The following is a 15,551-nucleotide window of genomic DNA, read 5'->3' on the forward strand; positions in this document are numbered from 1 at the left end:
TTACCTCCCAAAAAACCAAAACAGCAGCAACGACTGTAAGATTGTAACATTTTCCCGCAAGATTTTGAGTGCGCTATAGACCAAGTTGCGGACGGATTGGTAGTTCATGTTCATGGTCTTGGCCATTTCTTCGTAGTCCATTTCTTGGAAGAATTTTAGGTAGACCGCTTCTTTTTGCCGCTTGGAAAGTTGTGCCATGGCGTTGGCGAGTTGGGTTTTGTCCCCTGCTTTTAGCTCACTGGCAATGAGGCTTTCTTCCATGTTGGGTTCCAGGTCGAAATCGTAGTTTTCCAGCTCGTCGTCGGGGGAGTACCGGCTGTCTTTTTGGGTTTTGCGGATGATCCTTCTTCGTAGTGCACCCAGCAAATAATACTTGATGGAATCAGTTTCTCCTATGGTTTCCCTGTTTTTCCAGAGGTCGAGGAAGAGGTCTTGGATGGCGTCTTCCACCAGTTCGGGCTTAGAAGTGAATTTGCTCCCGTATTTGTAGAGGATGCGGATGTGAAGGTCATAGATGGAGGCAAAGGCATTTCTATCCCCGTTTTTATACGCTTCCCATAGTGTAATGTCTTCCATCCTTTGCCTTTTGAATTAGTGCTTTGGGTTAGACCCAAAAGTTGTTTCCAAGTTTAATGGAAAGCAATCAAAATATCAAAAATGGAGGTTTTCTTTTAAGAATAAATAGAAAAGAAAACCTCCACCAACTTCTTATGGAAAAAGGTGGAAGTGAGGTTTTGTTTTTTAGGCTGCCTTTGGCACGGTGGTAAAAAGCTTATACAAAATAGGGACAATGAACAAGGTAAGGAAGGTGGAAGATATCATTCCGCCAATAATAGTCCAGCCCAAAGGTGACCATAGCCCCGTGCCCGATGCAGTGAGTGGGAGCAAGCCCAAAATGGTAGTAGTGGTGGTCAGTAGGATAGGGGTGAACCTTGTTTCGGTCGAAGTTTTTAAGGCTTTTACCAAAGACATTCCTTTTGCCATAAGTTGGTTGGTGTAGTCTACCAATATGATTGAATTATTGACCACAATGCCGACCAAGCTGATAAAGCCAACGAAAGCAAAGAATGAAAATGACCAACCTGAAAGATACAATGCGACAAATGAACCCGTGATGGCCAAGGGAATGGCTGAAAAAACAATCAAGGGTTGCTTGATGGACCTGAATTGAAGAACTAAGACGGCAAATATTCCTGCCATAGCGATCAACAATAGTTTGCCCAAGTCTCCAAAAGATTCTTGTTGGGTTTCGTACTCGCCTCCTATGTAAAACTCGTACCCTTGTGGCATGTCAAGTTCATCGAGTTTGGCTATGATCTCTTCGGTAATAGCTGCGGTCTGGTCAGGGTTTAATACATCGGCAGTTATGGCTGTACTTCGCTGCGTATTGTAATGCTGGATTTCATTTACCGCAGACTCGTACTGGACATTTACCACTTGCTTGAGCGGAACTTGCCCTCCTTGCTGGGTGGTAAAATAAACCTTGTTGAAGTCGCCTACGTTCGCTTTTTGGGCAAATGGCATTCTTACAACTAAGGGGTATTCTTCTCCGTCTTCAAGTGTTACATCATCGATAGTAAGCCCTGCCAAACTGGCTCGCACGGTTACATCAATATCTTGGATGGGCAAGCCGATCATTCCTGCCTTATCGCGGTTGATGGCTACTTTGAGGTCGGTTTTGTTGATTGCCAAGGGGTTTTCTACATTTTCTGTTCCCGGTGTTGCTTGGATGATTTTCTCTACAACACCAGCTAACCTTGCCAAGGTATCAAGTTCATTTCCTATTATTTTTATTTCAATAGGAGCTTCGAAAGGAGGACCGTTTTTCAATTCGCTAAAGCTAATTTTTGCACCCGGATATTTGGCAAAATCTGATCTGAAGCTAGCTAATGTTTGGTAGAAAACAGCGGGATTCCACTCATCGAAATTAACAAGGATTTGCCCATGACTTTTCTTGTAATTCTCAGCAATTCGGTTGTAATAAATCATGGGGTTGCCATGCCCAGCATTGGTGGTATAGTCTTTCACAAAATCTGTTGTATCCAAAATGCTGGAAACAAATTCTACTGCTTTCTGTGTACCATCTATATTTGTTCCATTGGGAGTTTCTACTTCTATTAGTAGCATGGGCTTATCTGCGGTTGGGAAAAAGCTGACCCCTATGGCGGGGAAAAGCGTAAGGCTTCCGAAGAAGATACCTGTGGCCAAGAGCATTACCAGCCATGGTTTCCTTAGGGCGAAGTTCAAGGTTGGCCGGTATACTTTATTGATTAAGCCATCCATGGCTCTGTCAGCCCTGCTTCGCTTTTCTGACTTACTGGATTTTAAGAATTTTCCAGCCAAAATAGGAGTGAGGGTTAAGGCCAAGATGAGAGAGAAGACAAGTACCAAGATAACGGTTACGGGCAAAGAGCGTAGGAATTCGCCAGGACCGCTTTGCATCATCACCAAAGGTAAAAAAGCCAAGAGCGTAGTGACTGTAGAGCTGATAATGGCGTAACCCACTTCGCTAGTTCCTTTTATAGCCGCATCCCTAAATCCGTAACCCATTTTTTGGAAACGAACAATGTTTTCAATAACTACAATTCCATTGTCTACGAGTAGGCCAAGGGCAATGACCAGGGCGGCAATAGAGATTTGTTGTAAACCAAAGCCGCTAAAGTCTAGTGCGCCAATTGCCATGAGGATGGAAAGTGGGATAACGGTCATGATGATAAGTGAAGGTCGGAAGCCAAGGAACACCAAGATGATGGCTCCTACAAGTAAAACGCCCTGAAGGAGGCTCAAGAAAAAGTCGGAAATTCGTGCTTGTACGGCAGGTGCTTGCTCAAATGCTGATACCAATTGGATATTGGCAGGCATTTTCGTTTTGAACCGGGCAATTACTTCGTTGATTTCCTCCGAAAGCCCAACAATGTTTTCCCCTTTTTTTTGTGTAATAGATAAGAAAATAGCCTTTTGCCCCATGAAGCCAGCTTTCCATTTCAAATCTTCATAGTCGTACGTAACCTCTGCTATGTCTTTGAGGTACACTATTTTTCCGTCTCCTGCATTTACCACTGAGTTTTTGATTTCATCGAGTGAATTATACCCTCCCGATGATTTGATATTGAAAGATTTTATGCCTGCCTGCACATCGCCACCGGGTATATTTGCATTGTTTCCTTTTAGCATCCCAATTACTTGATTGAGGGAAATATGCTGTTGGGCCATTTTTTGGAAATCAATAGAAACCCTGATTTGTTCTTCAGGCTCAGCTTCTATTTTTACATCGTTTAGGCCGCTGATAGTCTTGAGCGAATTTTCCAAGGCTTCGGCATAATCGTTGAGTTGGTTGTAGGGCACAATTTCCGATACAAGGGCTAATTGCTGAATGCTTACCCCTTTTGTAGGATCAAATTGGTCAACATCCAAGCTGTATAAGTCTGCAGGTAATTCCCCTCGTACATTATTTATCTCACTTTGGATGTCGTCGAACTGTTGGTCAATATCGAACCCAAAATATCCTTCTATTCTGAATACAGCTAATCCATCCTGAATTTTTGTATTGATTTTCTTGATATTGTCTACCTCTTCCAAGGCATCTTCTAGCGGATCTACCACCAGTTCTTCCATGTCTTTGGGGCTAGTGCCCGGGTAAACTGCAATCACGGTGTAGTTAGGGAAATTTGGGCTAGGGTCTTCGGATCTTGGCATAGAAAAGTAAGCGCTGAGACCTACAAATGCTCCTAAGAATATCAGGATAATTACGAACTGATAATTATCTATGGCAATTTTTGGTAGTTTCATGATTCTAGAGTTTCAACGAGTTAATAATTTACCACTTCTACAATGTCGCCGTCCGCTAGGTAAGCAGCTCCTTCCGTTACTACTTGTGCTTTGGTAAAACTAGAAGCCAACACAGTGAAGTATCCTTCTCCAATGTGCGAAGGGCTTACCTCTACTTTTTTGACCTTGTTTTCTTTCTGTTCTAGCACAAACACTTGAGCGGTTTCTTTCCTGCCTTCTACCAGTGCATCCATGGTTATTTTGTAGTAAGGATCTTGGTTGGAAGGAAATAGCTGGACTTTGCCTACAAAGCCGTTTTTTAAGTTTAGCGTGCTTGGGTTTAGGGTGAGTTCAATTTCGAAAGCACCAGTTCGAGGGTCGGCAGATTCGGCTATTTCGGAGACGTAGGCGGTAAATGAATGCTTGGGGTAGGCATCGAAAAATACCTTGGCCGAGTCTCTTGCATGAAGTCGTACAATATCCACATCGGCTACTCCTATTCTGATTACATGAGCGTCTTTAGCCGTATTTCCCACTAAAAAAACGGGTGTACCTCCATTTACGAGCTCTCCTTCTTCGGCAAACCTTTTTAATATTTTCCCATTTTCAGGAGCGGTAATTTGCGAATAGGTTTGGTTGAAAGCAGCTATTTCCAATTCAGATTTTGCCACTTCAAAAACTGTGGTTAGGTCTTGTAACTGTTCCAAAGTAATTACGCTGTCTTGGTAGAGGTTCTGAGCCCTGTCGAGGTCTCTTTTTGCTTTTCCAACAGCATTTTTTGCTTTGCTTACTTGTGCATTTATTTCCGACCTATTGAGTATGGCCAATACCTGCCCTGCTTTTACCGCTTGCCCTTCTTCTGCATAAATATGCTGGATAATCCCACCTATTTTAAAAGACATTTTTACTTCGGCTTTTGAGCCCAGCACACCACTTGCTTCTATGGGAATAGGCGCCGAGGTGATTTCTAGCTCTTGAACGGCTACTGGTTTTGCTGTTTTTTTTGGAGAGTCGTCTGCGTATTTGGTTTTATAATCTGGATTGCAGGCATAGCTTAGCAATGCCAGTGCGAGTATCACTGATAGATTTTTCATCTTAGAATTGGTTTCAATTAGAATGTTAAGAGATTAGTTTTTTATTGATTTACAGCAATGGTTCTTTCAAGCACTGCTTCTTTTTCGAGTAGGTCATATTTTGCTACTACTAGCTCTAGCTGTGCGTTGGTGTATTTTGTGCGGGCATCTAGTAGGTTGAGCAGGGTAATTTGGTTTTCAAGATATTTCCTGCCTATTATTTCAAAGCTTTTTTGAGAGCTTTTAAGAGCGGCTTGCTTCGCTTTTACAGATGATTTTCCTGCTTCTACTTGCTTGTAGGCATTTATAACTTGGAATTTTATTTGTTCTTCCAGCTCAGTTTGCCGAGTCTGCAGCCTACTTATTTCAATTTTGCTTTCTTGTATTTTAGACTTGTTTTGGAAGCCTTTGAAAATGGGGAATGACATATTGAACTGGAGTAGGTAATAATCCTGCCTGCTGTTGAACTCGTAATTGAAGCCTTGGTAGCCAAAATTTGCCCCAACACTGAGTTTTGGCAATCGGGTATTTTTATTGAGTGCAAGTATTTGTTCGGTCGCTGTTATGGAGTTGGTTAATTGGTCAAGCTCCTTTCTGTTTTCGAGCGCGTCCTCTTGTAGCTTGGCAATTGCTGATTCTTGTAAAAGCTCAACTCCTAAGTTTTTGTCTGCTATTATCGAATCGGTCAGGTCTCTATTCAGTAAAAAGTTGAAATAGCTCATGGCTCTTGCTTGTAACCTTTTTGCCTCGGCAACTTGGCTTTCCAAATCACTTATTTCGTACTCGGCAAGGTAAACTACATCGACAGTTGCCTTATTATTTTCAACCAATTTTTTGTTCACTCGCAATATTTCCTGTAGGAGTTTTTCGGTACTTGCATATATTTCCAGAGCCTCTACAGTGGTGAGGTATTGGTAATAAGCCGATTTTATTTCCTTGACCAATTCCTGTTTATACACATCTCGCTTAGATTGGAGAGAGGCCGCCAGGTACTTATTTGCTTGGTAATTATGATAGATATCAGGGTCAAAAAGTGCCTGCCTGATCTCTACACGGGTATCGTGGAACTTATTGGGCAAAAACTGCTCTTCCGAATTGGGCAAGTCCGTGGGAAACTGATTGGTTTCATTCAACTGATTCAGGCTTTTGTAAACCGGATTGAGCAGGTCTCCTATGGGAATAGCAATAGACCTACCTCCACCAGCAATAGTGTAGGATGAATTGAACGAAATATCGGGCATGTAAAGCCCTTTGGCTTGCCGGAGTCTTTCCAAGCTTTTTGCTACGGACAAGTTTTCCTGTTTCAAGGCTAGGTTGTTCTCCAAGCCTTCATCAATGTAGCTATCCAAGGTGTTTTCTTGGGCATTTACGCCTCCAAAAAGCAAGAGGGTGAGGGTGATAGAAATAAACAGTCTCATTTTAATTAACATTAAGTTTATAATGAACAGTGTTTAGTTGGTGAGTAAAATTTTTTGGCGAGTACCGCCTCCAAATTTTTTCAAACCCAATGGTTTTCAGCAAAGAAGAATACTTATGGTTTATACTTTTTCCATCCAATCATTGAATATATGCAGTGCTTCTTGCATCATTTTTTCACGATTTTCTTCTGGAAACATTTTCATCCGGTCGCTTACATAAAGTGATGATAAGCCGTGGACAAATGACCAGATGGCATGTGATACATAGAAGGGGTCTTGTCCTTTAAAATGCCCTTCTTCTACACATCTGTCAACTATTTCGAAGAGCACATTATGGCTTCGCATTCCCTCATCCCAATCATCCATGTTATCCTCGGCCTCCATAGGTGCTCGCATAATGAACATTAGGTCATAATAGCCAGGGTTTTCGATGGCAAATTTGATATATACTTCTCCAAGGCTACGAAGCATTTTTACAGAACTCCCTTCACGGTTTACAGTCTGAAAGTATTCGAAAAACTTATTAAACGCTTCTTTTTGGATGGCGTAAAACAGTTCGTTTTTATCTTTAAAGTACAAATAAATGGTAGCAGGGCTATATTCAATAGCTTCGGCTATATTCCGAATACTTGTTTTTTCGAATCCAGATTTTACAAAAATATCAGCAGCTGTATGAAGAATCAGCTCCTTCATTTCCTGCCTTTCCCGTTCTTTTCTTTCTGAGATTCCCATTTGTTATTATTTTTACAATGTAAAGTTACTAAACGGTGTTTAGTAAAAAAAGTTCTCTTAATTATTATTTTTTTCTGGAAGCGTGACTTTGTGTTAGGATTTGCATCAAAAACATTTCTGAGGGAGGTTTAAAGTATGTTTTACTTTTTTGGGATAAAATAAAAAAGCTGAGTGGGCTAAGCTTCTAACACATCTACCACCTTTTCCACTACCGCTGCAGGCTGAATAGTACGCATGGCATTCTCGTAACCTTCGGGGAATTTGTTGCCATAAATAGAGGTAGGGATGAGCGGGAATTGGTTTCGGTCAGCCAGAAGGGCATACTTTGGAGACTGATCAAAAGGGTAAAAGCCTGCATATGGGTGCGTTACCCCCCAGAGCGTTATGGTTTTGACTCCAAAAACAGAGGCTAGGTGAGCGTTTCCACTGTCCATCGAGAGCATAATATCTAGGTTTGAAATAAGCTGGAGCTCTTCTTCAAAACTAAGCTTACCAACCATACTTTCTACATGATGATATTTTTGGGCTAAGCTATCGAGTACTCTCTTGTCTTCAGGACCACCAAAGAGCAGGGTTTTTACCCCTTCTTTGTCATTAAGTGAGGCGATGACTTTTTCCATTAGGTCGAGGGGATACATCTTCCCTTCAAAAGCTGCATGCGGGGCAATTCCTATCCACTTCTCTTTCTTCTCTTTCAGAATATCTAAAGCTTTTTGAGGAATTGCTGACTTTGGAGAAAGGCTTTCTGATGTATAGGAAACATCAAACCCGAGCTGTTGGAATACATCGAGGTAACGCTGGTGGGTAGTTTTGAGTTGTTGGAATATTTTCCCCTCTACCAACTGCTTTTTTTCCTTTCTGCCTTTGTCAATTTGGACGACGGGAATGCCGCTGAGCTTGAAGAAGAGTTTGAGGATATTACTTCTCAATACAGAATGGAGGTCGGCAACTGCATCAACTTCGAGCTTTTTCAATTCCGAACTTAGCTTTTTTAAGCCCAAGACTCCTTTATGTTTTCCTTTTACATCGGCAGCGTAAAAGCTTACATTGGGAATGTCTTGGAAAAGAGGTTTGAAAAAATCCCTTGACAGTATGGTGATTTTTAAGTCGGGATGTTGGATAGCTAGAGCTCTCACCGCTGGGACTGTCATGGCGACATCGCCCAGCGCCGAGAGCCTTATTATAAGGAGGTGCTTGATCATTCTTATTTCTTGTCGGTTTGGTACAAAACAGGGTTCAACTCCTCATCGTTATACATTTTCATTTGCTTGTACACCTTCATGTATTTATTTCCATTTTCTATGTCGGCTATCAATTGGTCGATGGCAGTTGATAGATCCACTCTTTGCTCCAAAAGTACATCCAGTTTGGCTTGGCACTTTTGCTTGTGCTCGGCAGAAGCATTTGGGCGCTCTGTTTCCTCTTTCATGTGGTAGATTTTGAGTGCCAAGATCGATAACCTGTCAAGTGCCCAAGCGGGACTTTCAGAGTTGATAGTTGCCTCTTCCTTTGATTTGACAGTTTTGTATTTATCCAAAAAATAGCTGTCGATAAACTCCACCGTATCGGTTCGGTCTTGATTAGAAGCATCTATTTTCCTCTTAAGTTCGAGTGCTGCTACAGGATCGATCTCTGGATCGCGAATAATGTCTTCATAGTGCCATTGTACGGTGTCTATCCAGTTTTTCCTATAAAGTAGGAATTCGATTTCCCCTTTTGGGTAAGGGTTTTGGAAAGCTTGGGATACATCATCTATCTCGTGGTATTTGATAATGCTTTCCTCAAAAATATCATATGCGAATTTGCTGAACATTGTTTTTTGGTTTTGTGCATAGGGGTACAATTTGACAAGCAAAAGAAATAACTACCCCTTATTATATTATACAGATAAAAATGCTGTTTTAAAAAGTTTCTCTTGATGAAGCAAAAGTACGATAAGCTATTTTAATTATACTTCTTTTGGGAGATAGATAGAGGACAATTAGGGGAAGGCAAGTGTCAGATTTGGACATATTCTTGGAATTATTCCTTAAAAGACATTTATTGAAAGTAAAGTAAACTTCCTGATATTGAGTGTCCCATAAAATGATTTCGATTATTTTTGAAATAGACTTGGTGTATTTGAGGATTAATTCTACTTTTGCAGAAATATTTTTGGTCGCGTGGCCGAGTGGCTAGGCAGAGGTCTGCAAAACCTCCTACAGCGGTTCGAATCCGCTCGCGACCTCAATTTTAATAGCGCATTCTTATTAGGGTGCGCTAATTTTTTTGCCAGACGGGCTGAAAAGCTTTCAAACGGCGGGAAAATAATTTAAAAACGTTCTAAATAAGCTTATTTTTTCGTTTTGTAATATTGCTATAACTTGGTTATCAGGGTGATGCATTAAGAAGAGGCTTGCCTTTTTAAGAACAAATTCACCCAATATTCATTCGATGAAACCAAGGTGAAAGATTGAATTTGATAAGAATATAAAGCGTATTAAATTTGGCGCAAATTAAAATCGGGAGGTGTAGATTTATTCTAATTAACATGACAAAACCATTATACGTTCTCCAAAAGAGCATTTGTCTATTTATTATTCTGTTTTCAGTTGCGGCGGGTAGTGTGTTCGCCCAAGATGCAGAAAGTCCGGCAACAGAACAGCCAGCGGCAGGTGCTGAGGGTATACCAACTTCGGCTGAAGCTATCGCCAACGGTGCGGAAATATTTAAAGGCAATTGTGCCCAGTGTCATGCTGTACATTCGCAAGTCGTAGGGCCAGCATTGGCCAATGTCTACGAGAGACAAGATGTAGAGTGGCTGGTCAACTTTATTAAGTATCCCCAAAAGGTCATTGACAGTGGTGATGAATATGCAAAAGGTCTGTACGATAAGTATCAGCAGTACATGCCAAACCACGATTTCCTTTCAGATGACGAGATCAAAAATATTTTAGGGTATATTCAATCAGAAACCATTAAAGGTCCTGAGGTAGCAACAGCATCTGCTGGTGCTGAAGGTGGTAGTGGCGGAGCAGTTGCTGCTGCACCAATCAACACTTCGCTTCTAATGGCGATCGTGATCGGCTTGCTTATCCTATTGATATTGGTGCTTGCTATTATGGTTCTTCTTGTTTCTGTATTGAGCAAATACATTAAGAAAGAAAAAGAGCTTAGTGGCGAAGACCAAGAGTACTTGGAGCAGCGATTCGATTTGGGCAAAATCATAAGAAGCCCAGCGTTCATCGGAATTGTCGCATTCATCTTTTTAAATGTAGTAGCTAAAACTACAGTAGATGGTTTGTTCAGTATCGGTGTACAACAAGGCTATGCTCCTGAGCAACCAATTCCTTTTTCTCATAAACTTCACGCAGGCTTTTACGAAATTGACTGTAAATACTGCCACACGGGGGTTGAGAAAAGTAAAAATGCAAACATTCCTTCGGCGAACATTTGTATGAATTGCCACAATTCAATCAAAACTACTTCGCCAGAAATCCAAAAGATATATACAGCTATTGAAAACGACGAGCCTATCCAATGGGTGAGGATTCACAACCTTCCCGACTTGGCTTATTTCAACCACTCTCAACACGTAAACGTGGGCGGCTTGGAATGTGAAAACTGTCACGGTGAAATCAAAGAGATGGAAGTGGTGCAGCAGCATTCGTTGCTTACAATGGGATGGTGTATCGATTGCCACAGAAAAACAGAGATTAAATCGAAAGACAATAGCTACTACGACAAACTCGTGAAAATGCACGAGGGGGCAAGCAAAGAGCCATTGAGAGTAGAGGATATTGGTGGATTAGAATGCGCCAAGTGTCACTATTAATTGTTGAGTGACTAGAACCTCAAATTTGAAACTTCAGGATTTAAGATTAGAAATCACAATTAATTATAATGAAAAATAGAAAGACCTACTGGAAGGGAGTCGAAGAGCTAAAAAACGACCCGGGTTTCGTGCAAGATGCGAACAAGGAGTTCCCCGCATACCTTCCCATAAAAGATGCCTACGGTGATAACTCAACGTCAGAAGAGGAATCGGGTAGTAACAGAAGGGATTTTCTAAAGTTGATGGGTTTTAGTGTTGCTGCAGTTTCATTGGCTGCTTGCGAAACTCCTGTTAAAAAAGCCATCCCCTACCTAAATAAACCCGAAGATGTAGATCCGGGTATTCCTAATTATTATGCTTCTACGTATGTAGATGGAGGCGAAGCTTATCCTGTTGTTGTGAAAACAAGGGAAGGTCGTCCAATCTTTGTAGAAGGTAATGGTTTTTCTAGCATCACAAAAGGTGGAACAAACGCAAGAATCAATGCGTCGGTGATGAGCCTTTATGACAATGAAAAAATCAAATACCCAACAAAGTCTGGTGAAAAAACAGATTGGGCAACAATAGATAAAGAAATTTCTCAGCAACTCGCTAGCATTGCAGCGGCGGGGCAGCCTATCGTGATTGTAAGCAACACGGTAACGAGCCCTACTACTAAGAAGTTGATTGCTGAGTTTGCAGCTAAATATCCTACTGTTAAGCATGTTACATACGATCAGGATTCTGCTTATGGAATTTTGGAGGCGAACAAATCGATGTTTGGCAAAGCAGTTGTCCCATCTTATTCTTTCGATAAGGCGGATGTGATCGTGAGCTTTGGAGCTGATTTCCTAGAAAACTGGATTTCAGGCGTAGAGTTTAGCCATCAGTACGCTACTACCAGAAAAATTGGAAAGGACAAGAAACATATGTCTCGCCACTTCCAATTTGAGGCAAACCTTTCTCTTACAGGTTCGAATGCAGATTACCGCACACCAGTAAAAGCTTCGGCTGAAGGGCTTGCGGTAGCAAAGCTTTTTAACTTAGTTGCAAAAGGAACTGGGAATGCTTCAGTTAGCGCAGCAGATGTAGAGGTGAAAAACCTTGATAAAGCTGCTGCTGATTTGCTTAAGAGCAAAGGTCATTCACTTGTAGTTTCTAGCTCTAACGATCCTGCGGTTCAGCTCATGGTGAACCAGATCAACCAAATGTTGGGAAACTACGGTACTACTCTTGATATTAATACCCCTTCTTTCCAAAAGCAGGGTAATGATAAAGAAATGGCTGCATTTGTAGCTGATTTGGAAGCAGGTCGTGTAGGTGGCGTATTCTTCTACAACGCCAATCCAGTTTACGACCATCCACTAGGCGCTAAAATCTCTGCTGCTATTTCAAAGGCAAAGCTTTCTGTAGCTACTGCAGATCGTTTGGATGAGACCGCAAGCAAGGTTACTTATAATTGCCCTGATTCGCACTTCTTGGAAGCATGGAACGATGCAGAGATCAAGAAAGGGTTTTTTAGCCTTGGTCAGCCTACTATTTCTACTATTTTCTCGTACAGACAGTTCCAAGAAGGTTTGTTGAAATGGTCAGGAAGTAATAAGAGTTTTCATGATTATTTGAAAGCAAGCTGGGAAGCTGAAATTTTCCCTCTTCAAACGAAAGAAACTGAGTTTGAGAAGTTCTGGCAAAGAGCATTGCATGATGGTGTAGTTGAGCTAAAGAACGAAGAGTATACAAGTATTCAGGAAGGTGAAGCAAACGAGCCTGTAGCATTTAGTGCTGCATCGGTCTCTTCAGCTCTGAAAAAATATACTGCTGGAAACAGCGGCGTAGAATTGGTTGTGTACATGAATTCTATTTTGGGTAATGGTACTTTTGCCAACAATCCATTTATTCATGAAACTCCAGACCCAATCTCAAAAGTATGTTGGGGACACTACGTGGCAGTTTCGCAATCACTAGCTTCTGAAAAAGGATTCACTAAAGTGGAGACGAAAGTAAGTGTGGCGAAAGTTTCTGCCGGTGGAGTAGAAGTAGAGCTTCCAGTAGTTATCCAGCCAGGTTTGGAGAGTGGCACTATCGCCATTGCTGCAGGTTATGGTAGAGATAAAGCTGCGGGTAAAGTTGCAGCAGAAGCTGGTGGTGTAAATGCTTACCCTTTTGTGAAGTCTGGTGACTTCATAGAGTATGCAGTTACGGAAGGTGTTTCTATTGAAAACACAGGTAGCTATACTGACATTGCCCAAACTCAAACTCACCAGACATTAGTAGGTAGAACGGCAATCGTTCAAGAGTCAACACTTGCTGCTTATAAGAAAGACCCAAGAGCAGGCAGGGAAGATGTTCACATCTCAACGTACTCTGGAGAAAGAAAACCAGGTGATATTTCTCTTTGGAATATTCCTGAAGAATCACATGGTGAGCATGGTGAAGAAAAAGGCGAAAAGTCAGATTTGTGGGCTGATAAATTAGGTGCAAAAGCACAATTGCATGAGTATCCACTCCATCACTGGGGCATGACAATTGACTTGAATGCTTGTACTGGCTGTTCAGCTTGTGTAACTGCCTGCCATATTGAAAACAACGTTCCTGTTGTAGGAAAGAAAGAGATTGTAAACAAGAGGGAAATGCACTGGTTGCGTATCGATAGGTACTATAGCAGTCCAGATGGAGCTGAAAGCAACGATGAGTTGATGGAAGCTGCAGATAATCCTGAAGTTGTTTACCAACCAATGATGTGCCAGCACTGTAATAATGCTCCATGTGAGACAGTTTGTCCGGTTGCTGCGACTACGCACAGTTCTGAAGGCTTAAACCAAATGACTTATAACCGTTGTGTTGGTACTAAATACTGTGCTAACAACTGTCCTTATAAAGTAAGGAGGTTCAACTGGTTCAAATACCACAACAACGATGAGTTTGATTATAACATGAATAACGATTTGGGTAAAATGGTATTGAACCCAGACGTAACCGTTCGCTCTAGAGGTGTAATGGAGAAATGTTCAATGTGTGTTCAAAGAACTCAGTTGGGTAAATTGAAAGCAAAAATGGCTAAGAGACCATTGAAAGATGGGGATGCTACTACAGCATGTGCTAGTGCATGTTCTACAGGAGCAATTACTTTTGGCGATTTGAATGATACAAAGAGTGAAATCAGGCAGTTGACCGAAAGCGAGTTGCCAGAAAGAGCTTATAATGTACTTGACGAATTGAACGTAAGACCAAATATTTGGTATCTGACTAAAATCAGAAACAAAGACGAAGGTCAAGCTTAATCTTATTTATATAAAGTGTTTTTAAAGCACGAGTGCTAGATTATTTAGAAAACTACATATAAGAATTTAATAATATGCAGACTGTTTCACTAGTCAGAGATCCATTGGTAACAGGGGGTAAAACCTACAGTGACATCACAGATGATGTTTGTAAGCATGTGGAAAATGCTCCTGCAAAGTCGTGGAAAATTGCTCTTACGGTATCTATTTTAACATTATTAGCTGGGGGACTTTTCTTAGGTGATATGTTATGGAATGGTATTGGTCGTTGGGGTCTTAATAAATCGGTGCAATGGGCATGGGATATCACCAACTTTGTATGGTGGGTTGGTATTGGTCACGCTGGTACACTTATCTCGGCAGTATTGCTTTTATTCCGTCAGAAATGGAGAACTTCCATTAACAGAGCGGCAGAAGCGATGACCATTTTTGCCGTAATTTGTGCAGCTATTTGGCCAATTGTCCACATGGGTCGTCCTTGGCTAGGAGCGTACTGGGTGCTTCCATTGCCAAACACATTTGGCTCACTTTGGGTAAACTTCAACTCTCCGCTTCTTTGGGACGTTTTTGCAATTACCACGTATTTCACTGTATCACTTTTATTCTGGTATATCGGTCTAGTTCCTGATTTTGCCACTATCCGTGACAGAGCAGTAAATAAACTTCCTCGTTTTGCTTATGGCATGTTAAGTTTAGGTTTTGATGGTTCTGCAAAAACTTGGATGCATTACGAATCAGTTTCATTGATTTTGGCTGGTCTTTCTACGCCACTTGTCCTTTCTGTCCACACCATTGTAAGTTTTGACTTTGCAACCTCTGTCATTCCAGGATGGCACACCACTATTTTCCCTCCATACTTTGTGGCAGGTGCGATTTTCTCGGGCTTTGCAATGGTACTTACCCTAATGTTGGTTACCAGAAGACTTTATAGGTTAGAAGATTACATTACTTTGGAGCACATCGAGATGATGAACATCATTATCCTAGTAACTGGATCAGTAGTAGGTATAGCATATGTAACAGAATTTGTGATTGCATGGTACTCTGGTGTTCCTGCCGAGCAATATGCATTTATCAATAGAATGAGTGGTCCTTACTGGTGGGCATACTGGTCGATGATGACGTGTAACGTTATCTCACCTCAGCTTTTCTACTTCAAGAAAATCAGGACAAGTATTCAGTGGACATTCTTCTTGTCAATTGTAGTAAACATCGGTATGTGGTTCGAACGATTCGTAATTATCGTTACTTCACTTCACCGTGATTACTTGCCATCTAGCTGGGTATATTTCACTCCTACCATGTGGGATATCATGTGTTATGTATTCACATTTGGATTGTTCTTTACGCTATTCTTATTGTTTGCGAAGTTCTTCCCTGTACTCAACATGGCTGAGATCAAATCGATCTTAAAAGACTCTAGCCCTACTGTATACAAAGGCAACAAAACAATACCAAAGGAGTTGACAAAAGACTCTGAGTAATT

General features: G+C 41.3%; 10 protein-coding genes and 1 tRNA gene. 4 read left to right on the forward strand and 7 right to left on the reverse strand.

Annotated elements, in window-relative coordinates; translation table 11 throughout:
* The 7 genes from R9C00_04275 to R9C00_04305 all read right to left on the reverse strand — a co-directional run bounded on the left by R9C00_04275 (position 1) and on the right by R9C00_04305 (position 8,804).
* The gene (locus tag R9C00_04275) at positions 1 to 576 is read right to left on the reverse strand and encodes a sigma-70 family RNA polymerase sigma factor (GenBank protein WPO36663.1); all 576 of its coding nucleotides are present in this window, start codon (positions 574 to 576) and stop codon (positions 1 to 3) included.
* A 165-nt stretch (positions 577 to 741) separates the two neighbouring features.
* Positions 742 to 3,789: an efflux RND transporter permease subunit gene (locus R9C00_04280; protein ID WPO36664.1), complete on the reverse strand. Its 3,048-nt coding sequence runs from the start codon at positions 3,787 to 3,789 to the stop codon at positions 742 to 744.
* A gap of 20 nt (positions 3,790 to 3,809) precedes the next feature.
* Positions 3,810 to 4,862 (reverse strand): efflux RND transporter periplasmic adaptor subunit, encoded by a 1,053-nt coding sequence (locus tag R9C00_04285; protein WPO36665.1) that lies wholly within the window; start codon positions 4,860 to 4,862, stop codon positions 3,810 to 3,812.
* A 41-nt stretch (positions 4,863 to 4,903) separates the two neighbouring features.
* A complete protein-coding gene (locus tag R9C00_04290) occupies positions 4,904 to 6,259 on the reverse strand; it encodes a TolC family protein (GenBank protein ID WPO36666.1) in 1,356 nt (451 codons plus the stop codon).
* 120 nt (positions 6,260 to 6,379) lie between these two features.
* Complete coding sequence (locus tag R9C00_04295) at positions 6,380 to 6,991, reverse strand: TetR/AcrR family transcriptional regulator (protein ID WPO36667.1); 612 nt, start codon at positions 6,989 to 6,991, stop codon at positions 6,380 to 6,382.
* Positions 6,992 to 7,167: 176 nt separating this feature from the next.
* Entirely contained in the window at positions 7,168 to 8,193 is a 1,026-nt protein-coding gene (locus tag R9C00_04300; GenBank protein ID WPO36668.1) for a glycosyltransferase family 9 protein, read from the reverse strand.
* Between the two features lie 2 nt (positions 8,194 to 8,195).
* On the reverse strand, positions 8,196 to 8,804 hold the full coding sequence (locus R9C00_04305) for a DUF4254 domain-containing protein (protein WPO36669.1): 609 nt from the start codon (positions 8,802 to 8,804) through the stop codon (positions 8,196 to 8,198).
* Between the two features lie 343 nt (positions 8,805 to 9,147).
* On the opposite strand from R9C00_04305, the gene R9C00_04310 reads away from it, so the two are divergent.
* From R9C00_04310 to nrfD, 4 genes are all read left to right on the forward strand, one after another.
* Positions 9,148 to 9,218 (forward strand) — tRNA-Cys (locus tag R9C00_04310).
* 303 nt (positions 9,219 to 9,521) lie between these two features.
* Positions 9,522 to 10,805: a c-type cytochrome gene (locus R9C00_04315; protein ID WPO36670.1), complete on the forward strand. Its 1,284-nt coding sequence runs from the start codon at positions 9,522 to 9,524 to the stop codon at positions 10,803 to 10,805.
* A gap of 68 nt (positions 10,806 to 10,873) precedes the next feature.
* Complete coding sequence (locus R9C00_04320; protein ID WPO36671.1) at positions 10,874 to 14,065, forward strand: TAT-variant-translocated molybdopterin oxidoreductase; 3,192 nt, start codon at positions 10,874 to 10,876, stop codon at positions 14,063 to 14,065.
* Between the two features lie 74 nt (positions 14,066 to 14,139).
* Entirely contained in the window at positions 14,140 to 15,549 is a 1,410-nt protein-coding gene (gene nrfD, locus R9C00_04325; protein ID WPO36672.1) for an NrfD/PsrC family molybdoenzyme membrane anchor subunit, read from the forward strand.
* Positions 15,550 to 15,551 lie beyond the last annotated feature (2 nt).

Source organism: Flammeovirgaceae bacterium SG7u.111, assembly GCA_034044135.1.
In the GTDB taxonomy this organism is placed as follows: Bacteria; Bacteroidota; Bacteroidia; order Cytophagales; family Flammeovirgaceae.